We start from the raw sequence: 18,649 nt of genomic DNA, 5'->3' as shown, positions 1-18,649 counted from the left end.
AGGCGAGTACCTCAGGGTGACGGGACGCCAGCCCGGGAATGACGGCCTGTGTATAGGTCGAATAACCCGGATAACCCGCCTAAACCTGACTTTTGGCCGGGCCGCACCTATATCCCTGATCCTTCGCCCGACTCACCCGGATTCGCGTTACACACACACGCCATGCGCTTCACGCCCCAGTTCCTCGACGAGCTTCGTGCCCGGCTTTCGGTCTCCGAAGTCGTGGGCAAGCACGTGAAGCTGAAGAAGGCGGGGCGGGAATGGAAGGGGCTGTCGCCGTTCCAGCAGGAGAAGACGCCGTCCTTCTACGTCAACGACCAGAAGGGATTTTACCACGACTTCTCCTCCGGCAAGCACGGCGACATCATCACCTTCGTGATGGAGACCGACGGCCTGCCGTTCGCGGAGGCCGTCGAGCGGCTCGCCAACATGGCGGGACTGGCGCTGCCGGCGGTGACGCCGGATGCGGCGCGGCACGAGCAGCGGCGCCGCACGCTGCATGACGTGATGGAACTCGCCGCAAAATTCTTCGCCGAGACGCTGGCCTCGCGCGTTGGCGCCAAGGCGCGCGGCTATCTCGCCGATCGCGCGATCTCGCCGGCGACGCAAGTACAGTTCCGCCTCGGCTATGCGCCGCCGCCACCCGAGCGTTTCGCGCTGAAGGAGCATCTCGGCAAGCTCGGCGTCTCCGTCGAGGACATGATCGAAACCGGTCTGCTCGTCGCCGGCAACGATATTCCTGTGCCCTACGATCGCTTCCGCGATCGCGTGATGTTTCCGATCACGGATCTGCGTGGCCGCGTCATCGCCTTCGGCGGGCGCGCGCTGGAGAAGGACGTTCCGGCAAAATACCTGAACTCGCCGGAGACCCCGCTCTTTCACAAGGGCGACAATCTCTACAATCACCAGACCGCGCGCAAAGCCACCCATGATGGCAGCGCGCTGATCGTGGTCGAAGGCTATGTCGACGTCATCGCCATGGTGACGGCAGGCTTTGCAGGTGCCGTGGCGCCACTCGGCACCGCGCTGACCGAAAACCAGCTCGCGCTGCTCTGGAAGATGGCGGACGAGCCGATCCTTTGCTTCGACGGCGACAGGGCCGGACAGAAGGCGGCTTACCGTGCCGCCGACCTTGCCTTGCCATTTCTTGCGCCGGGCAAGAGCTTGCGCTTTGCGCTGCTGCCGGAAGGGCAGGACCCCGACGATCTCGTCCGCTCGGGCGGCCGCGGTGCGATCGAGGATGTCATCGCGGCGGCGAAGCCGCTCGCCGAGATGATCTGGTCGCGCGAGCTCGAAGGCGGCAACTTTGCTACGCCCGAACGCCGTGCCGCGCTGGAAGCGCGCGTCAAGGAGCTGTCCAACGGCATCCGCGACGAGGTGGTGCGGCGCTATTATCGCGACGATTTTGCCGAACGGCTTCGACGCACCTTCGCGCCCGAGGGCGGACGCGGCGGCTTTGCCGGCCGGGGCAATTTCCAGGGCAATTCCGGCCGCTCCTTCCAGCCCCGCAGCGGGGGACAGGCGAATCGATTCGGGGGCCAGGGATTCGGTAGCCAAGGGCGGCGTGGAGCCCCGGGGCCTGCCATGATTCCCTCAGGCCCCTATCAGGCGGCGAGCCCCCAGCTGGCGGCAAGTCCGATCATGAAGGGCCAGCGCAGCGCCATATCCCGGCGCGAAGCCCTGATCCTGCAAATCCTGATCAACCACCCCTGGCTGCTGCACGACCACCTTGAGGAGGTCGCCGCCCTGGAGCTGGCCCATCCCGAGGCCCATAAGCTCCGGGCCGGCATCATCGCCGCCTTCGCCAACGACCACCACCACTCGCCGGACCCCGGCGAGCAGGCTGAGAAGATGCGAGCCGACATCGAGAAGGGCGGATTTTCACAACTTCTTCAAAGGGTTGAGAACGGCATCACCACCGCGGCGGTGTGGGGTGCGCGCGAGGGCGCTGCCCGAGACGATGTTCTCTCCACCTGGCACCAGCTCGTTGCCTTGCATCGGCAATACCATTCACTACTTAGAGAACTGAAGGACGCCGAGCTGGCCTTGGGGGAGGACCCCAGCGAGGCCAATTTGGCGTGGCTGCGTGACGTCAAGGCTCGGATAGGAGAAGTCGACGGTACCGAGGCCCTGATCGAGGGTTTTGGCGAGCTGTCGGGCCGGTTCCAGAAGAGCGTGTGATGAAAGAATCATGCGGACGGCCGGGACCGGAACCGCTAAAAGACTCGCCAAATCCAAGGTTTGGCGGCAAAAACAGGGTTAATCGAGGCTTAACGGTCTTGTAGCACTTTGGCCACCAGGCGGCCGCAGGCAGAACAGACGCGTCAGGAATGAATCCGCGCAATCGCTGTTGGCACTACACCTGCATCCGCTGCGACAAAGGGGCTCACGAAGCGTTAGGCAAATCCGGCGAGAGAAAAGGTCGGGGTGGCGAGAGATATCCGCGCCGCCCTTTCCGTGTCGCGATCTGGCGAAGCGAGAGCGTCGAACAACAGGTTCAAGTGAATTCAGGCGGGCGGGCCGTTCGGCCTTCTGCATGAAGCGCGTTTAGGAGCAATGGATGGCCACCAAGGCAAAGACGCTGCAGGCGAAGGACAAAGAGAAAGACGACAAGGCAGCGGACGCGCCGGAGAAGGACTCCCAGGACGCGCCGTCGCCGTTGCTCGATCTGTCCGACGCGGCCGTGAAGAAGATGATCAAGCAGGCCAAGAAGCGCGGCTTCGTGACCTTCGATCAGCTCAACGAAGTTTTGCCGTCCGACCAGACCTCCCCGGAGCAGATCGAGGACATCATGTCCATGCTCTCGGACATGGGCATCAACGTCACCGAAGCCGACGATAGTGACGGCGAGGAGGACAAGGACGAGGGCGGCGAGGACGAGACCGACAACGAGCTCGTTGAGGTCACCCAGAAGGCCGTCACCGAGGTCAAGAAGAGCGAGCCGGGCGAGCGCACCGACGATCCCGTGCGCATGTATCTGCGCGAGATGGGCACGGTCGAGCTCCTGTCCCGCGAAGGCGAAATCGCGATTGCGAAGCGCATCGAGGCCGGCCGCGAGGCGATGATCGCAGGCCTCTGCGAAAGCCCGCTGACCTTCCAGGCCATCATCATCTGGCGTGACGAGCTCAACGAAGGCAAGATCTTCCTTCGCGACATCATCGATCTCGAAGCGACCTATGCCGGGCCCGACGCCAAGGGCGGCATGAACACCGCGATGATCGGCGGTCCGACCGGCGAGAACGGCGAAGCGTCCGCCGAAGGCGGCGAGGCCGCAGCCGTGAACGGAGCTGCGCCGGCGCATGTCGCGCCGCCCGCCGCGCCGCCGTCGCCGACCCCGTTCCGCGCCGCGCCTGCGCCCGGCAATGCCGGCGAAGGCGAGAAGGATCCGGGCGAAGCCGCCGCCGAAGCGGACATGGACGAGGACGACGAGTTCGAGAACCAGATGTCGCTCGCGGCCATCGAGGCCGAGCTCAAGCCGAAGGTCGTCGAGATCTTCGACAAGATTGCCGATAGCTACAAGAAGCTGCGCAAGCTTCAGGAGCAGGACATCCAGAATCAGCTCGAGAGCACCTCGCACGGGCCCTCGCTCTCGCCGCACCAGGAACGCAAATATCGCAAGCTGAAGGACGAGATCATCGTCGAGGTGAAGTCGCTGCGCCTGAACCAGGCGCGTATCGACTCACTGGTCGAGCAGCTCTACGACATCAACAAGCGCCTCGTGTCGCACGAGGGCCGCCTGATGCGCCTTGCCGACAGCCACGGTGTCGCGCGTGAAGACTTCCTGCGCAACTACACCGGCTCGGAGCTCGATCCGCGCTGGCTCAACCGCGTCTCGAAGCTCTCGGCCAAGGGCTGGAAGAACTTCGTCCATATCGAGAAGGACCGCATCAAGGACCTCCGTCACGAGGTGCACCAGCTCGCCGCGCTCACCGGCCTCGAGATCGTCGAGTTCCGCAAGATCGTGCACTCCGTGCAGAAGGGCGAGCGCGAGGCACGCCAGGCCAAGAAGGAGATGGTGGAAGCCAACCTCCGTCTCGTGATCTCGATCGCCAAGAAGTACACCAACCGCGGCCTGCAGTTCCTCGACCTGATCCAGGAAGGCAACATCGGCCTGATGAAGGCCGTCGACAAGTTCGAGTACCGCCGCGGCTACAAGTTCTCGACCTACGCCACGTGGTGGATCCGGCAGGCGATCACCCGCTCGATCGCCGACCAGGCGCGCACCATCCGCATCCCCGTGCACATGATCGAGACGATCAACAAGATCGTGCGCACCTCGCGCCAGATGCTCAACGAGATCGGCCGCGAGCCGACCCCGGAGGAGCTCGCCGAGAAGCTCGGCATGCCCCTGGAGAAGGTCCGCAAGGTCCTCAAGATCGCCAAGGAGCCGCTGTCGCTTGAAACCCCGGTCGGTGACGAAGAGGATTCACACCTCGGCGATTTCATCGAGGACAAGAACGCGATCCTGCCGATCGACGCCGCGATCCAGTCGAACCTGCGCGAGACCACCACGCGCGTGCTGGCGTCGCTGACTCCGCGCGAAGAGCGCGTGCTGCGCATGCGCTTCGGCATCGGCATGAACACCGACCACACGCTGGAAGAAGTCGGCCAGCAGTTCTCGGTGACCCGCGAACGTATCCGCCAGATCGAAGCGAAGGCGCTGCGCAAGCTGAAGCATCCGTCGCGGAGCCGGAAGCTGCGGTCGTTCCTGGACAACTAGTTCGAATCGTCTTGCCCGGGCCTGACCCGGGCGTTCATCCAAACGATAACGGCGGGCCGAAAGCCCGCCGTTATTGTTTGTGCTGACGCTTCGCGCTTCTCGCGGGCCGCGCCTATTTCTTCTTCACCCCGACCCGCTCGATCCGCTTGATCTCGAGCGCCGGGCGGCCGGACTTTTCGGCGATCTCGCGGTCCTGCTCCATGATGAAGCCACGCGCGGGTTCGTCGCCGTCGAGGCCGCCGAGCAATTCGCTAGGAACGCGGCGGTTGGAGCGTTGGGAATCGTCTTCATAGAAGACGTTGAAGAAGGCGAATTCGCCTTTGGGATTGGTTCCAGGTTTTTTGGCCATGGCGGCTTGTCGTCGATCAGGGGCCCGCAGTCAAATGACTTCGGCGGTTTGTCGACACCGGCATCGTGCCGGGGCGCCAACCAGCAGTGGGGCTGTCTTGATTGCTAGAGCACATCGAGGGAGCGGCGCCAGGCGCCTGCTGCGACCCTTCGCTCAATAAACGGCGGGCCGCAAAGCCCGCCGTTTATTTTTGGTCTTCAGCGTCGCCCGGGGCTGGCGGGGCGACAACCTAGAATAGAAGACTATAACTTGCGCCATAGCGTGGCAAGGCAAATCGTTGACGCTGTGATGTCGCATCGAGCGCGTCAGATATGCGCTGGTCGCGATGTCTGGTTTCGATGCGCATCAAAGCAATTGTTTGGATGGCTAAATCACTTTGTTCATATTTCCCGCTGTCGCAACGCAACTAGAGGTGCGCGCTTTGTAAAAAAGAGCGTTCGCCTGCACGTCTTCCGTCTGCGTGCACAGGTTGTGTTCCATTTTGCGAACGAGTTCCATGCCTTGGGGGTGCACACCTCACCGCGTGCGCGTGCCGAGTTCCGCTACGACGAGCCACTTCTCCACAACAATGCCATTCAATAGATGCCCAGAGCGCAGATGGGAAAGATGAGTGAGGCCGTCACGGCGCCACCAGTTCCACGCGCCGGTTCAGCGCGCGGCCGGCGTCCGTGGCGTTGGATCCGACCGGTGCCAGCAAGCCGACGCCGGCGGTACGCAGCCGCGTCTGCGCGATCCGAAAGCTCTTCACGAGCTCGGCTGCGACCGCTTCGGCGCGGCGCTTCGAGAGATCGAGATTGTATTCGTAGGCGCCCTGGCCGTCGGTGTGGCCGACGATGAAGACGTTGAGCTGCGGCTGACCCGTCAGCAGCTTTGCGATCTGCTCCAGCGTCGGGCGGCTCTCCGGCTTCAGCACCGCCTTGTCGGTGTCGAAGTAGATGCCGTAGAGCGCGATGTGGCCGGTCTCGCCAAGGCCCTTCGCCATCGCGGCAGCATCGACCATCTTGTTCGCGATGGCGCCGAGCTCGGCGACCGTGACCTGCGCATAAATGTCCTGGTTGTTCTGGCTGACGATGACGCTGGCATAGGTCTCACGTCCGCCCTCGCTCTTGCGGCCGGAAAAATATCGGTAGTTGAAGCCGTCGACCCACATCTGCGGCACCGGCAGCGTGTCGATCGCCTCGGTGAAGGGAATCGCACCGCAGGCGTCGGTGTCGCAGGCGAGCAGGGTCTCGAAGCCGGCTTTCGCAAGCTGCGTCTCGAAATTGCGCGACACTTCCAGGATCGAGGGGCCGGGATTGGTGCGATAGGCGATGCGGAAGATGCGGCCTTCGAGCCGCCGCGCATCGGCCGGCTGGCCGTCCCTGAAGGCGGCCGCCTGCATCCGTGCGGCGTCAAAATCCTTCATCACGTAGCCGGTGATGACGCTGCCGGTGAAGCGGCCGATGCCGGGATAGTCGCGGCTGCCTGCGACATCACGGGTCTGCGCGGAGGCGGCGGTGGCGGTGAAGGAGAGCAGGGCGAGGACAGCGAGCATCCGGTGCGGAATGGGCATGGTCATCTCGATCGGTTGGGGACGGGGCGAGCGCAATTCATTTGTCGCGGCCAAGATACGATCGGTTCTGGCGAAGATCTGCCGCTTTGACGCGAATCCGGTTCCCGGGCATGATCGCGCGCTTCCGCGTTCATTCTTCAAAGGATTTTCCCGCATGTCGAGACTCGCCCTGGCCACCACCTTCATCCTCTGTCTGGCCGGCGGATCGGCGCAGGCCGCGCGCTGCGGCGGCGACTTCAACAGCTTCGTCGCCAGCATGAGCTCGGAGGCGCAAGGAGCCGGCGTCTCGGCGAGCATGACCAGCGCGGCCTTCAGCGGCATCGCCCAGGACGGCGCCGTGCTCGCCTTCGACCGGCGCCAGCGCTACACCTTCAACAAGAGCTTCGAGCAGTATGTCTCGACCCGCGTCGGCCCCGGCCGCATCAATGGCGGCAGGGCGCTGTTGCAGCGCCACGCGGCACTGCTCTCGCGCATCGAGCAGCAGTTCGGCGTGCCCCGCTACATCCTGGTCGCGATCTGGGGGCTGGAGAGCGATTTCGGCAAGGGCGACATCGGCAAGCTGCCGGTGATCCGCACGCTCGCCACGCTCGCGCATGATTGCCGCCGCACCGAGCTGTTCCAGGGCGAGCTGCTCGCCGCGCTCAAGATCGTGCAGCGCGGCGACCTGCCGCTGCGCGACCTGATCGGCGCCTATGCCGGCGAGATCGGCCAGACTCAGTTCCTGCCGTCGTCCTACATCAAATACGGCGTCGATTTCGACGGCGACGGCCACGTCGATCTGCGCCACAGCGTGCCCGACGTGCTCGCCTCGACCGCGAACCTGCTCCACACCAGCGGCTTCAAGATGGGCCAGCCCTACGGCGAAGGCACCGCCAATTTCGAGGCGATGCGGGAGTGGAACAGGGCGGTGATCTACCGCAAGACGATCGGCTATTTTGCGGATCGGCTGGCGGGGCAGTGACTTCACCGTCCCCCTCCAGGGGAGGGTGGGAGTAAACAACGCTCACGTCCCCTTCGCCATCTTCTCCAGCTTGCGCTGCAACGGCGCCCAATAGGTGCCGGGGCGGAAGCGCTGCAGAATGTCCATGAAGCGGGCGTCGTTGCCGATCAGGATGCGGGGCTGGTTCTTCTCGATGCCCTTGATGATGCGCAGCGCGGCGTCTTTCGGCGTGGTCTTTGCCGCGTTCTCGAACCGCTCGATCGATTGCGCGCGGCGCGCATTGTCGGTGACGCCGACCCCGGTGCGCGAATTGCGCGCGATGGCGGTGGCAACGCCGCCGGGATGTACCACCGACAATCTTACGGGGCTGCCTGCCACCGCAAGCTCGTGCCGCACGCTCTCTGAAAAGCCGCGCACCGCGAACTTGGCGGCGGCATAGGCCGACTGTCCGGGCGGCGCGATGATGCCGAAGATCGAGGAGACGTTGACGATGTGCGCCTCCGCCAGCGTCTTCAGATGCGGCAGGAAGGCGCGCGTACCGTGCACCACGCCCCAGAAATTGATGTCGAACAGCCACTCCATCTGCGCCTGGTCGATCTCCTCGAACGTCCCCATCAACGCCACGCCGGCATTGTTGATGACGATGCCGAGCGCGGGATGCGCCGCGATCGCGTTACGCGCGAACTCGGCGATGTCGCCGGGCTCGCTGACATCGACGCGATGCACGCTGACCTTGCGTGCGGCACCGATCTCGGCGGCGAGCGTCTTCAATCCGGCCTCGTCGCGATCGGCGAGCGCGAGATCGCAGCCGCGGTTGCCGAGCTCGATCGCCAGCGCGCGGCCGATTCCGCTTGCCGCTCCCGTGATGGCGGCCGCGCCGCGAATTGCAGTCATGATGTCCCCCTATCAAGCCCGTCATGTGGAACCATGTTTTACATTTTTCCATGACGGAACTGAACCAGGGACGAACTGGCTCCTTAATATAGGTCACGCAAGCAAGCATCGGAGCGGCCCATGGGACAGGCAGAACCATTTCGCGCAACGGCGCTGATCGTCGAAGACGACGTCATGCAGCGGGAGATGCTCAGTCTTCTGCTGGAGGAGAGCGGCTACCAGGTCATCCAGTGCGACAGCGCCGAGGCTGCCCAGCGGGTGCTTGACAAGGGCGCTGGCGCGCTCTGTCTGATGCTGACGGACGTCCAGCTTGCGGGGCGCATGAACGGGGTCGAGCTTGCGCACGTCGCCAGGGACCGCAATCCAAAGCTCGATATCGTCGTCACCTCCGGCCGCCCCTTGGCGCAGCCGTTGCCCGACGGCGCGAAATTCTGGGCCAAGCCATGGGCGCCGCTCGACGTGCTCCGCGAGGCCGAGCTCGCGCAGCTGTCCTGACGGTCGATCCGGGAGCTCGCTTTCTTGCCGCGAGGCGCGGTGATAAGGTCTGCCCATGACCTTGTCCTTCCTGCTCACCTCGCTCATCGTCGTCGCCTCGCCCGGCACCGGCGTGCTTTACACCCTGGCTGCGGCGCTGACCCGCGGCTCGCGCGCGAGCATCGCTGCCGCCTTCGGCTGCACGCTCGGGATCGTGCCGCACATGATGGCTGCGATGCTCGGGCTTGCTGCGGTGCTGCACACCAGCGCGCTCGCCTTCGCCGCGCTGAAATGGGGCGGCGTCGCCTATCTGCTCTACATGTCCTGGCAGGCGCTGCGTGAGACCGGAGCGCTGGCGGTCGATGGCGAGATCAAGGAGCGGTCGAGCCGCCGTGTCATCGTCACCGGCTTCCTGATCAACATCCTCAATCCGAAACTGTCGATCTTCTTCCTGGCCTTCCTGCCGCAGTTCATCGCGGTGGATGAAGCCCATGTGCTGGCGCGGATGCTGGAATTGAGCGGCGCCTTCATGGCGACGACCTTTGCGGTGTTCGTCCTCTACGGTCTCTGTGCGGCGTCGGTGCGCGAGCGCGTCATCTCCCGCCCGCGTGTCATGGCCTGGCTGCGCCGCAGCTTCGCCGCCGGCTTTGCCGCGCTTGGCGCCAAGCTGGCGTTTGCGGAGCGGTAGGCTTCGCCTTCATCTCTCCCCGCCTGCGGGGAGAAGCCGCAGCTGAGCGTGGAGCAATAAAAAAGCGGGCCTTGCGCCCGCCATCATCAAACTCTCTCGACCCTTACCCGACGCCCGGGCGGAGCGAGGCTCCACCCGGGCAAAGAACATGCTGGCTACTTCTTCTTCGCGGCCTTCTTGGCCTTTTTCTTCGTCGCCTTCTTCGCCTTCTTCGCTTTCTTAGCCATAGTATCCTCTCAAGGGTTCATGGTTAAACGCGACACGAGGGATGCTCGGCGGAGGGCCAGCCTCGCAACATCCTCGACCACAAACTCAGCAGATTCGCAGGTCTCTGCCCCGTGCTGTCACATCTGTGTCATTACGTTATCCACAGCTCAGATGCATTTTCGGGTGATTTTTGCCCGCGAATCCGCATCGCGACGCGCATCGGCGTGGCCGCGCAGGGAGGCCGCGACATGCCTAACGATCCGATAATCGCGGCGCTCTGTTCATGAATCCAAAACCAAGGGCGAGGTTTCGCGGATCGCGGTGAGGGTCCGTTAAGTGCAATCCGCGCATTCTTCTGCGCAAGAACGCGGGGAAGGGTCATGGACGAGCGGCTGCCAGAGACGGGGGGTGCGACGCTGCGCGTGCCGCACGCGCCATGCTGAACGTACCGACACTCTGGACGGTCTTCGTCGTTAACTTCCTGGCGCTTGGCCTGATCTGGGCCTACGTGACGCGCTCCTATCCGAAATTTGCGGCCGCGCGGTTCTGGATGGCATCGTCGTTCGTCGGCGCCACCGGCGCGATGACAGCCCTGGTCCGTCTGTTCGTCGACTCTCCCCTGCCGCTTCTTGTTGGCGCTGCCGGTATCATCGCGGCGAGCTGCCTCGCCGCCATGGGCATTCAGCGTTTCTATGACCGGCCGGTCTCGTGGCGCGTCATGACCGCAACGGGGGTGCTAAGCCTCGCCGGCGTCGTGTTCTTCATGGTCGGCTTCGAGCACATGCAGCTGCGCATGCTCAGCTACACGCTCGGCCAGGCCTTGCCGCTGGTGCTGGCGCTGCGTCTGCTCCTGGCGCCGCCGGAAGGCCGCGTCAGCCCGGGCGCGCGGCTGTCCGGCATCGTCATCCTCACCATCATCGGGATCTTTGCGGTTCGCACGCTGGGCAATCTGCTAGGCCACGATTTCTCGGCGCGCGCCGGCGGTCAGGCTCATGGCGTCATGGTGCTGGGCCTCCTGTTCCTGTCGATGACGCTCAATTTCGGCTTCCTGCTGATGGCGATGGATCGCCTGCGCAACGAGGTCGCCGACCTCGCGCTGCTCGACGATCTCACCGGCGTCGCCAACCGGCGGCATTTGTTGCAGCGCCTGTCCGAGGAATGCGCCCGGTCTGAGCGCAGCGGCGAGCCGTTCTCGCTGCTGGTGATCGATCTCGACGGCTTCAAGGCCATCAACGACACCCATGGTCATGCCGCGGGCGATGCCTGCCTGCAGCACTTCACCCTGATGGCGCAAACGCGGCTGCGGCCCGGCGACATGCTGGCCCGCACCGGCGGCGACGAGTTCTGCGTCGTGCTGCCGTCCTCGTCCCTGCGCGAAGCTGCCGCGATCGCCCGCCGCGTGCTCGAGGTCTGCCGCCAGGACGCCGCGGGATGTACAACCAGGGACATCCCGATCGCGATCTCGATCGGCGTTGCCGAATGGGACCGCGGCATCGGCCAGTTTCCGGACCGCCTCATCGCCCATGCCGATCACGCCCTCTATGACGCCAAGAAAAACGGCAAGAACGACTTTGCCGTCTACGATCCGGCCCCGCCGCTCTCGCCCGAGCGGCCCGGGCTCGGCGAGGCCACGCGCAAATTCGCATAAAGCCTGCTAGGATTTGGGTCCGTCTTGGACCCGCATGATGATCCTCCGCCTGCTCGCGGCTTTTCTCGCCGCCCTTGTTCTGCTCACCCCAGCCGCTGCAACGGACGCCGAACTCGCGAAGATCGCGCGCGTCTCCGGCACGCCTGACATTCCCGGCCTGAAAATGGTCTGGCTCGCACCATGGGGCGATGTCCGCGACGCTCATCCCTGGCGCAACATCATCGTGCACCAGACCGAGGGGCCGACAGGCTCGGCGCGCGGCGGCGCGGCGGAGCAGTCGAAGAACCCGACGCGCCGCGGCGTCACCGTGTGGGTCGAGACCGACGGCACGGTCTATTGGGCAGTCGCCGAGAACCTGGTGCCGACCCATGGCGACGGCGCCAATCGCAACGACAACAAATACATCGATAACAGATCGACCTATCGCCAGGTGGTGCGTGACAACTCGATCGGCGTCGAGTTCGCGGGCAACTATCCGGATGTCACCGCGGGCCCGACCGAGGCGCAGGTCGCGGCCTGGAAGATCCTCGTGAAGGTGCTGCGCGCGCGCTACGGCATCCCGCTCGACCACGTCTATGCGCACAACTGGATCGACTACAAGGACGCCCGCTATTGCGAAGGCTGCTGGCTCGCGACGCTGGCGCGGACATGGGGGGAGTGACGAGCAGCTAAACCGGCTGCGCCATCCATCCGAACAGCCGTCGCATCAATCCCGGCCGCCGTGGCAATTCCGGCGGGCCGTCCGACGCCAGCACGCGTTTGAAGAAGTAGTCGAGGAACACCATGTCGTTCGGCTCGGTGACGGTGAATTTCTCATCGCCGAAGAACACGCTGTAATTATAGAAGAACGGGCCCATGAGCGGGATCGTCGCTGTCGAGGCATAGTCCTTGGAGATGACGAACTCCGCGGGATCGAGCCCGTGCTCGCGCATCGCCTGCTCGACCAGCGGCAGCTTGCGCATGAACTGGGCGGAGAAGCCGCCGACGGTGGATTGCAGGATGATCGACACGGTTGGTGTCCGTTCGCTTGAGGCCGTCGGCCCGATCATTCTGGGTCGGTTGACCGGACGCGCGGGTTCAAGGCAAGCCCGGTTCTATGTCGGCTAGGAGCAGGAGACTGCGATGGCGATCTCACAGGCTTCTCTGCCGACCCCAGCCACAGCTGTCATCGCCCGGTTTACGGGCGATCCAGTAGTCCAGAAGCCTTCGTTGGAGATATCGCTCTCGCGATTGGCGCTGCGGCGTACTGGATGCCCCAAGCCGGGGCATGACACCGAGTGTGGAGGCCGCACGTCGCATCACTTGGACGAAGCATGGCGCATGGCGCTCCTCTCGAACAGCGCATCGCCGCAAACAAAAAAGCCGGCGTTGCCGCCGGCTTTCTGTCTGTTGTCGATCCGCCAATATCTATTGCGAAAAAAGCCCGCTTAATGCGCGGCTTCCAGCGCGGCCTGTTCCGCCCGCGCAATTGTGCCCTTGACCGCGGCCTGCACCTTTTCAAAGGCGCGGACTTCGATCTGGCGGACGCGCTCGCGCGACACGCCGAACTCGGCGGCAAGGTCTTCCAACGTCATCGGCTCATCGGCGAGGCGGCGAGCCTCGAAGATGCGGCGTTCGCGCGGGTTGAGCACGCCCATGGCGCCGTTCAGCGCGTCACGGCGTTCGTCATACTCCTCGTGCTCGGCCAGCATCGCTTCCTGGTTGGGCGTGTTGTCGACCAGCCAGTCTTGCCACTCGCCGGCTTCGCCGTCATCGCGGATCGGAGCGTTGAGCGACGCGTCGCCACCGAGGCGGCGGTTCATGTCGATCACGTCCTGATCGGTGACGCCGAGGCGCTTGGCAATGATCTTCACCTGGTCGGGGCGGAGATCGCCCTCGTCCAGCGCGTTGATCTTGCTCTTGGCCTTGCGCAGGTTGAAGAACAGCTTCTTCTGGTTCGCGGTGGTGCCCATCTTCACGAGCGACCAGGAACGCAGGATGTACTCTTGAATCGACGCCTTGATCCACCACATCGCGTAGGTGGCGAGACGGAACCCCTTTTCGGGTTCGAAACGCTTCACCGCCTGCATGAGGCCGACATTGCCTTCCGAGACCACCTCGGAGATCGGCAGGCCGTAGCCGCGATAGCCCATGGCGATCTTGGCCACGAGGCGGAGATGGCTGGTGACGAGTTGGTGTGCCGCGTCGCGATCGTCATGCTCGCGCCAACGCTTGGCGAGCATGTATTCCTGCTGGGGTTCCAGCATCGGAAACTTGCGGATCTCGGCGAGGTAGCGAGAAAGGCCGGATTCTCCATTGAGGACCGGCAAAGCAGCGGTACGGGCCATGATGAAGCCCTCCAAGGTTCAGGCCCCCGATAGCGGCGGGCCAGGCAGACGACCGCTGTGTTAAAGCCGGCCGTAGCTGCGATGTTCCGTTGGTCATTTCCAACGCAGGCGCAATATACCCCATGGGGGGTCAAAAAGGGAAGGATTGCTGACGTCACGTCCCCGTGTGGCAGCTATAACTTTTTGTAATGTAACGCTTTTCCAAGGCGGCCTGCGTCATAGCGCCGCTTTCAGGGCGCCCTGAAGGAGAAGCAAATCCTCCGGCAGGGGCGCTTCCCAGTGGAGTAATTCTCCGGTTCTCGGGTGCTCCAATACCAGCAAATAGGCATGCAGGGCCTGCCGCCCAAGCGTAGCCAGAGTCGCCTGCGACTCGGGGCCGAGGTGGTTTGCCTTGGTCTTGAAATGTGGGCCGTAGACGGCGTCGCCCATCAGGGGATGGCCGATATGGGCAAGATGGACGCGGATCTGGTGGGTGCGTCCGGTCTCGAGCTCGCAGGCGAGCAGGGAGGCGATCGGCTTGCCGTCACGCCCCGCGAAACTCTCCAGAAGCTCCCAATGCGTCACCGCCTCGCGGCCGCCCTGGCGCACCGCCATCTTCTCGCGCGCATAGGGGTGGCGGTCGATCGGCGCATCGACGGTGCCGCGATGGCGTCCCGGCAGCCCCCAAGCGAAGGCCATGTAGCCGCGGCGCATCGCACCTGTCCGGCCGTGGTCGGCGAATTGCGCGGTGAGCGAGGCATGGGCAAGGTCGTTCTTGGCGACCACCATCAGCCCGGTCGTGTCCTTGTCGAGCCGGTGCACGATGCCGGGCCGGCGTACCCCGCCGATGCCGGAGAGCGAGCCTCCGCAATGGGCGATCAGCGCATTCACCAGCGTGCCGGTCTCGTGGCCGGCCGCGGGGTGGACGACCAGCCCCTTCGGCTTGTTGAGGACGACGATGTCGTCGTCCTCGAACACGATATCCAGCGCAATGTCCTCGCCCTTGGGCTCCGGCGGGGCCGCCTCCGGCACGTCGATTGTGATCGTATCGCCGGATGTGACGTGATAAGCGGGGTCCCGGATCGGGGCGTCCTTGAGGCTCACCGCGCCCGCCAAAATCAGGGCTTTCAGCCTCGATCGCGATAGGTCGGTGAGGTGCACCGCCAGCACGCGGTCGAGGCGGGCCGAGCCCTCGTCGCCGGCGACGACAACTTCCAACCTTTGCGCAGAGCCTGAGCTATCCATGACGACGTCTGATACCGCTGTTCCCGAACCGAGCCCCGAGCAGGCCGCGCTGTTCGCGCGGGTGCGGCGGATGATGCTGATCGCGGGGTTGACCACGGCGCTGGCAATCTGCGCCGTCCTGATCGCGGTGGGCTACCGCCTTTTCAAGTCGGAGGGAAGGGCGTCCGAAATGGCCGGCGACGTCACCGCCGCCCTGCCCAAGGGCGCCAGGATCGTCTCGACCGGGGTCGCCGGCGACCGCCTCGTGGTCACGCTGGACGTGGGCGGCGTCATCGAGATCCGCACCTTCGACGCCCACACCCTGAAGCCGGCAGGAAAGCTGAAATTTGCCAATGAGCCGTAAGGCCGGCCGCGGCTGTTGATCGTTCTCCGGTCCAGTTTGTCTTGCCGCGCAACTTCTGATTTAGCTCTTGGGCTTGGGAAGTTGGGCTGGGACTGGGAATGGGACGTATCAAGTCGCGCGTCGTTGCAATTGCGCTCGTTGTCGGATCGTGCGGATGCGCTGGATTTGCGGCGCTCGCAGAGCCGGCCAAGCAGCCCACAGCGCCTGCCAGGCAGGCTGGACTAGCCGCGCCGGCCAAACAACCCGCGGTGCAGGCCAAGCCAACGGGCTCGCGCAACGCACGGCTCTATTTCCTGCGCGAGAAGGGCATTTTCGGCGCGATGGGCGGAATGGCAGCCTCGCCGGAAATCCTGATCGACGGCAAGTCCGTCGGAAAGGTCGACATGGGGACGTTCTTCTTCGTCGACCGGCCGCCGGGCGTCCACAAGATCGCCTCCCACATGAAGCTGTCCATGACGGATTACGAGGTTGAAGTCCCTGTCGAGGCCGGCAAGACCTACTATTTCGGCGTCGGGACGCAGCGGACGGGCGCCATCGGCCAGGATCTGCTCAATCAGGCCGTCGCCGGCAGCAGCGGCCAGCAGATCCGCTCCTCTTCGCCGTTCAAATCCGCCTTTGCGGGCGCAGGCCTGTTCCGCCTCGAGCCAGCCGCCGGCGCTGCGGCGATCGAGAAACTGAAGCATCCGTGAGTGTTCCCGGCAGTTTCGCGGGGTGCGGTGGCCCGCCCCGCAATTAAGCTTGAGCCGCATTGACCGTGCATATCCGGGACTTTCGCCCCCGATCGAGGCTTGCCGCCGACAAAATTCGCGGCTATGTCCTGTCCCTCACGCTCCCTTCGTCTAGCGGTTAGGACGCGGCCCTCTCAAGGCTGAAACAGGGGTTCGATTCCCCTAGGGAGCGCCAGCCGGGCAATCATGGCGTTGTTTTCCCATCGCTTTTTGCCGCTTTTCCCAAACTTCCCGGTGTGGTTTGGGAAGGTTTGTTCTTCCGATGTTCATTAAGCTGCGTGACCGCGCGCTTGCCGCCGCGCTTCCGATCGGCGTCGCGGGTGTAGCGTTCGGCCTCGGCCAAGGTCGTATGGCCCAGCGCGGCCATTATGTCGTGAGCGCTGCAGCCGGCGTCGGCGAGCAGGCGGCCGAGCGTCTTGCGCAGGCCATGCGGTTGGCACGATAGGGTTAAGCCGGCGGCGGTGATCGCATCGCGCATGAATCGGCTGAACCCGTCGACCGTGAACGGCTTGCCATAGGCCGTGGTGATGACCACGACATGCTTGCGCGGCATCGCTGCCAGCGCCTTTTCCAGATCCTCACTCACGTCCATGTCGACCTGTACGCCGGTCTTATGCCGGCGGTAGCAGGCGCCATCGTCGACCTGATGCCACGTCAACAGATGCGTGTCGACGCGGGCGGTACCCATGTTGAGCATCAGCGCATAAGCGGTGCGTTGCTTGGTACCGAGTGGCCAGCGCCGTTCATAGGCGGCAAGCTCACGATCGGTCCAGGCCCGGATCTCGCCTCCCTTCGGCCGCTTGATTCCGGCGGTCGGGTCTGGCGTCAGCTTGAAATGGTTGATGAGGATGCGAAGTTTCTTCAGCGTATCGAGCGCGGCCCCCGGCTTGTTGGCGAGCGGTGCCAGAATGAAGGTTTCAATGCGTTCCTTGGTGAGACCGGAGAACGCACGGTGGCCGTGGTCGGTCCTGATCTGCTCGAGCCGAGAGCTGTAACCATCCTTTGAGGAGCCGCTAAGCCCGGTATAGGCCGCACTCCTCATGTAGGAGTCGATCTTCGCGGAGATGCTGTCGGGCGAGTCCTTCTTCGTGGCGGGCTTCTGTGTGCCGCCCATCGCCGCGGCGTAGGCAAGGCGAAACTCTTCCGATGTCGGATCGTCGGGCAGGCGGATGCGTGGCCCGTTCTGACTGCGTATCCTGAATGACAGGTACGTGTTGCCTTTGACGGTGTTGCGTTCGACATGCAGCGGGAGCTTGCGGGGCATCAGGTCCATCCCACGTCGCTGGCGACCAAGGCCTCACCCTCATGGGGCAACGCCTCAACGGCCAAGTCAAGCTCTCTCACGTCCCACGCCTTGCGTTTGTCCCCTAGAACACGGGCGCGTGGCATGCGCCCGTCCAACACCATGCGGTCGAATGTGTTAGGGCAAACCGAGACATATGCCGCCGCCGCCTCGCGCCCGATCAAGCGCGGCGGAAGTGTAGGGGGCAGGGCGGCTTGTTTGGCCATGGATCAAGTCATTGCCGCGCCGCAGGCGTGAACGTAACGCGCGTCAGTCCATGATCTGTCTCGCTGATGTCAACCTTCGCGCCGATCGCTTGGGCCAGGGCCAGGACTCGGTCTCGGTCGAAGTTGGCGGGCGCAGCGACTTCATACGTCTGACCGACCAGTAATTTCCTTGCGATAATAACGAGCCCCTGGTCGCGGTCTGGCAGTCGCTCCAGATCGCGCACATATTCCTCAAGCGCGTCTAGAGCAGCGATGCGAGTAATCTCGTTGAGATCAGTCGCCATCATCAGCGCACCGCCTGCTCGCGCTCCGCGCGCTCGCGGGCCATGCGCTCGCGGACGCTACGGACCAATTCGGCCGTCATGCTGGTGACGTTATGCGTAGCCCAGGCCTTCAGCTTTTCGCGCACGTCGCCTGGGACCTTCAGCGTCAAAGTCGTCATGTCATGGGATTGATTCACATCGTGCTCCTGGTCAAAAAACTAGATTAGCGATGCGTAAAATATTGCACGGATGCAGCTAATTTCCAGCAAATGTCATGTCGCCGCAACAAGGGTCCCCACGCACAGCCAACGTTGATGTTGCTCATGAATTTAAATCGATTGTCTTGGGGAGGCGCTGGCGCGGTATTGGTAACGGATTATACGGAAACGTGATTGAAAAACGGAAAAAGCCCGCCGGGTGATCGGCGGGCCTTGTCGGTGATGCTGGCGCGATCAGAGCACGGCGACGCGCTCGGCGATGTTGTCGCCGCTGATCGCATTCAGGGACGCCGAGAGGTTTTCGTTCATCGCTCTAGTCGCAAGATCGACAGACCGGAAAAAGCTACCCATCGACATCACGTATGAGATGCGATCACCCGCGCGTGTCTTGAGGACGGCTCGAACCTTGCCATCAGACAGGTATTGGTAACACTCCGGCTCCACTTCGATGTAGTCGGCATTTGCCTTGATCATCATGGCTTGCTCCACGGTGCTTAAGGAAGGGCTGGTCAGGCGTGCCCGCGCCTGGCTGGCCCGCCGCTCGGGATGAGCGACGCGCGAAAGT

Annotated in this window: 19 protein-coding genes and 1 tRNA gene; 10 read left to right on the top strand and 10 right to left on the bottom strand. The window is 63.9% G+C overall.

Features of this window, described 5'->3' with window-relative positions:
- Positions 1-162: 162 nt before the first annotated feature.
- A complete protein-coding gene (dnaG, locus tag AB7008_RS43185; RefSeq protein WP_441260846.1) occupies positions 163-2,181 on the top strand; it encodes a DNA primase in 2,019 nt (672 codons plus the stop codon).
- A gap of 379 nt (positions 2,182-2,560) precedes the next feature.
- Positions 2,561-4,720: an RNA polymerase sigma factor RpoD gene (gene rpoD / locus AB7008_RS43180; protein ID WP_028159443.1), complete on the top strand. Its 2,160-nt coding sequence runs from the start codon at positions 2,561-2,563 to the stop codon at positions 4,718-4,720.
- Positions 4,721-4,832: 112 nt separating this feature from the next.
- On the opposite strand, the gene AB7008_RS43175 is transcribed toward rpoD, so the two are convergent.
- Both AB7008_RS43175 and AB7008_RS43170 read right to left on the bottom strand, forming a co-directional pair.
- On the bottom strand, positions 4,833-5,069 hold the full coding sequence (locus AB7008_RS43175; protein WP_014492112.1) for a hypothetical protein: 237 nt from the start codon (positions 5,067-5,069) through the stop codon (positions 4,833-4,835).
- 619 nt (positions 5,070-5,688) lie between these two features.
- Positions 5,689-6,621, bottom strand: a complete 933-nt coding sequence (locus AB7008_RS43170; protein WP_441260845.1) for an OmpA family protein — start codon at positions 6,619-6,621, stop codon at positions 5,689-5,691.
- Positions 6,622-6,775: 154 nt separating this feature from the next.
- Between AB7008_RS43170 and AB7008_RS43165 the strand changes: the two genes are divergently transcribed.
- Positions 6,776-7,582, top strand: a complete 807-nt coding sequence (locus AB7008_RS43165) for a lytic murein transglycosylase (protein ID WP_441260844.1) — start codon at positions 6,776-6,778, stop codon at positions 7,580-7,582.
- A 42-nt stretch (positions 7,583-7,624) separates the two neighbouring features.
- On the opposite strand, the gene AB7008_RS43160 is transcribed toward AB7008_RS43165, so the two are convergent.
- Entirely contained in the window at positions 7,625-8,455 is an 831-nt protein-coding gene (locus tag AB7008_RS43160) for an SDR family NAD(P)-dependent oxidoreductase (RefSeq protein WP_441260843.1), read from the bottom strand.
- Between the two features lie 120 nt (positions 8,456-8,575).
- Between AB7008_RS43160 and AB7008_RS43155 the strand changes: the two genes are divergently transcribed.
- The 4 genes from AB7008_RS43155 to AB7008_RS43140 all read left to right on the top strand — a co-directional run bounded on the left by AB7008_RS43155 (position 8,576) and on the right by AB7008_RS43140 (position 12,133).
- On the top strand, positions 8,576-8,950 hold the full coding sequence (locus tag AB7008_RS43155) for a response regulator (RefSeq protein ID WP_441260842.1): 375 nt from the start codon (positions 8,576-8,578) through the stop codon (positions 8,948-8,950).
- A gap of 55 nt (positions 8,951-9,005) precedes the next feature.
- Positions 9,006-9,617: a LysE family translocator gene (locus AB7008_RS43150; protein WP_441260841.1), complete on the top strand. Its 612-nt coding sequence runs from the start codon at positions 9,006-9,008 to the stop codon at positions 9,615-9,617.
- Between the two features lie 643 nt (positions 9,618-10,260).
- Positions 10,261-11,472 carry a GGDEF domain-containing protein gene (locus tag AB7008_RS43145; protein ID WP_441260840.1) on the top strand — a complete coding sequence of 404 codons (1,212 nt, stop codon included), beginning with the start codon at positions 10,261-10,263 and terminating at the stop codon, positions 11,470-11,472.
- Between the two features lie 34 nt (positions 11,473-11,506).
- On the top strand, positions 11,507-12,133 hold the full coding sequence (locus AB7008_RS43140; RefSeq protein WP_441260839.1) for a peptidoglycan recognition protein family protein: 627 nt from the start codon (positions 11,507-11,509) through the stop codon (positions 12,131-12,133).
- Positions 12,134-12,140: 7 nt separating this feature from the next.
- Here AB7008_RS43140 and AB7008_RS43135 read toward each other — a convergent pair whose 3' ends face one another.
- The 3 genes from AB7008_RS43135 to AB7008_RS43125 form a co-directional block, all read right to left on the bottom strand.
- On the bottom strand, positions 12,141-12,482 hold the full coding sequence (locus AB7008_RS43135; RefSeq protein WP_028159452.1) for a hypothetical protein: 342 nt from the start codon (positions 12,480-12,482) through the stop codon (positions 12,141-12,143).
- Between the two features lie 417 nt (positions 12,483-12,899).
- Positions 12,900-13,799: an RNA polymerase sigma factor RpoH gene (rpoH, locus tag AB7008_RS43130; RefSeq protein ID WP_014492123.1), complete on the bottom strand. Its 900-nt coding sequence runs from the start codon at positions 13,797-13,799 to the stop codon at positions 12,900-12,902.
- 216 nt (positions 13,800-14,015) lie between these two features.
- Positions 14,016-15,023 (bottom strand): RluA family pseudouridine synthase, encoded by a 1,008-nt coding sequence (locus tag AB7008_RS43125; RefSeq protein WP_028159454.1) that lies wholly within the window; start codon positions 15,021-15,023, stop codon positions 14,016-14,018.
- Between AB7008_RS43125 and AB7008_RS43120 the strand changes: the two genes are divergently transcribed.
- From AB7008_RS43120 to AB7008_RS43110, 3 genes are all read left to right on the top strand, one after another.
- A complete protein-coding gene (locus AB7008_RS43120) occupies positions 15,022-15,366 on the top strand; it encodes a hypothetical protein (RefSeq protein WP_063985478.1) in 345 nt (114 codons plus the stop codon). The genes AB7008_RS43125 and AB7008_RS43120 overlap by 2 nt on opposite strands.
- A 98-nt stretch (positions 15,367-15,464) precedes the next feature.
- Positions 15,465-16,055 carry a DUF2846 domain-containing protein gene (locus AB7008_RS43115; RefSeq protein ID WP_441260838.1) on the top strand — a complete coding sequence of 197 codons (591 nt, stop codon included), beginning with the start codon at positions 15,465-15,467 and terminating at the stop codon, positions 16,053-16,055.
- Positions 16,056-16,194: 139 nt separating this feature from the next.
- Positions 16,195-16,269: transfer RNA gene (locus tag AB7008_RS43110), tRNA-Glu, on the top strand.
- Between the two features lie 9 nt (positions 16,270-16,278).
- On the opposite strand, the gene AB7008_RS43105 is transcribed toward AB7008_RS43110, so the two are convergent.
- The 4 genes from AB7008_RS43105 to AB7008_RS43090 all read right to left on the bottom strand — a co-directional run bounded on the left by AB7008_RS43105 (position 16,279) and on the right by AB7008_RS43090 (position 18,561).
- On the bottom strand, positions 16,279-17,358 hold the full coding sequence (locus AB7008_RS43105) for a tyrosine-type recombinase/integrase (protein WP_441260837.1): 1,080 nt from the start codon (positions 17,356-17,358) through the stop codon (positions 16,279-16,281).
- A 253-nt stretch (positions 17,359-17,611) separates the two neighbouring features.
- Positions 17,612-17,890, bottom strand: a complete 279-nt coding sequence (locus tag AB7008_RS43100; protein WP_441260836.1) for a hypothetical protein — start codon at positions 17,888-17,890, stop codon at positions 17,612-17,614.
- Positions 17,890-18,063 carry an Arc family DNA-binding protein gene (locus tag AB7008_RS43095; protein WP_212451944.1) on the bottom strand — a complete coding sequence of 58 codons (174 nt, stop codon included), beginning with the start codon at positions 18,061-18,063 and terminating at the stop codon, positions 17,890-17,892. Before AB7008_RS43095 ends, AB7008_RS43100 begins: the two co-directional genes overlap by 1 nt.
- 255 nt (positions 18,064-18,318) lie before the next feature.
- The gene (locus AB7008_RS43090) at positions 18,319-18,561 is read right to left on the bottom strand and encodes a hypothetical protein (protein WP_441260835.1); all 243 of its coding nucleotides are present in this window, start codon (positions 18,559-18,561) and stop codon (positions 18,319-18,321) included.
- Positions 18,562-18,649 lie beyond the last annotated feature (88 nt).

Origin of the sequence: Bradyrhizobium sp. 521_C7_N1_3 (assembly GCF_052075975.1) — a bacterium.
In the GTDB taxonomy this organism is placed as follows: Bacteria; Pseudomonadota; Alphaproteobacteria; order Rhizobiales; family Xanthobacteraceae; genus Bradyrhizobium; species Bradyrhizobium japonicum.
Note: the sequence above shows the minus strand (reverse complement) of the source record. Positions and strands in the feature narration are given on the sequence as shown.

Coding starts and splice junctions, on each gene's coding strand:
- AB7008_RS43160 (WP_441260843.1), bottom strand. CDS start 8,455: ATGACTGCAATTCGCGGCGCGGCCGCCATCACGGGAGCGGCAAGCGGA.
- AB7008_RS43120 (WP_063985478.1), top strand. CDS start 15,022: ATGACGACGTCTGATACCGCTGTTCCCGAACCGAGCCCCGAGCAGGCC.
- AB7008_RS43145 (WP_441260840.1), top strand. CDS start 10,261: ATGCTGAACGTACCGACACTCTGGACGGTCTTCGTCGTTAACTTCCTG.
- rpoD (WP_028159443.1), top strand. CDS start 2,561: ATGGCCACCAAGGCAAAGACGCTGCAGGCGAAGGACAAAGAGAAAGAC.
- AB7008_RS43175 (WP_014492112.1), bottom strand. CDS start 5,069: ATGGCCAAAAAACCTGGAACCAATCCCAAAGGCGAATTCGCCTTCTTC.
- AB7008_RS43150 (WP_441260841.1), top strand. CDS start 9,006: ATGACCTTGTCCTTCCTGCTCACCTCGCTCATCGTCGTCGCCTCGCCC.
- AB7008_RS43155 (WP_441260842.1), top strand. CDS start 8,576: ATGGGACAGGCAGAACCATTTCGCGCAACGGCGCTGATCGTCGAAGAC.
- dnaG (WP_441260846.1), top strand. CDS start 163: ATGCGCTTCACGCCCCAGTTCCTCGACGAGCTTCGTGCCCGGCTTTCG.
- AB7008_RS43170 (WP_441260845.1), bottom strand. CDS start 6,621: ATGCCCATTCCGCACCGGATGCTCGCTGTCCTCGCCCTGCTCTCCTTC.
- rpoH (WP_014492123.1), bottom strand. CDS start 13,799: ATGGCCCGTACCGCTGCTTTGCCGGTCCTCAATGGAGAATCCGGCCTT.
- AB7008_RS43165 (WP_441260844.1), top strand. CDS start 6,776: ATGTCGAGACTCGCCCTGGCCACCACCTTCATCCTCTGTCTGGCCGGC.
- AB7008_RS43090 (WP_441260835.1), bottom strand. CDS start 18,561: ATGATGATCAAGGCAAATGCCGACTACATCGAAGTGGAGCCGGAGTGT.
- AB7008_RS43100 (WP_441260836.1), bottom strand. CDS start 17,890: ATGATGGCGACTGATCTCAACGAGATTACTCGCATCGCTGCTCTAGAC.
- AB7008_RS43140 (WP_441260839.1), top strand. CDS start 11,507: ATGATGATCCTCCGCCTGCTCGCGGCTTTTCTCGCCGCCCTTGTTCTG.
- AB7008_RS43105 (WP_441260837.1), bottom strand. CDS start 17,358: ATGCCCCGCAAGCTCCCGCTGCATGTCGAACGCAACACCGTCAAAGGC.
- AB7008_RS43125 (WP_028159454.1), bottom strand. CDS start 15,023: ATGGATAGCTCAGGCTCTGCGCAAAGGTTGGAAGTTGTCGTCGCCGGC.
- AB7008_RS43115 (WP_441260838.1), top strand. CDS start 15,465: ATGGGACGTATCAAGTCGCGCGTCGTTGCAATTGCGCTCGTTGTCGGA.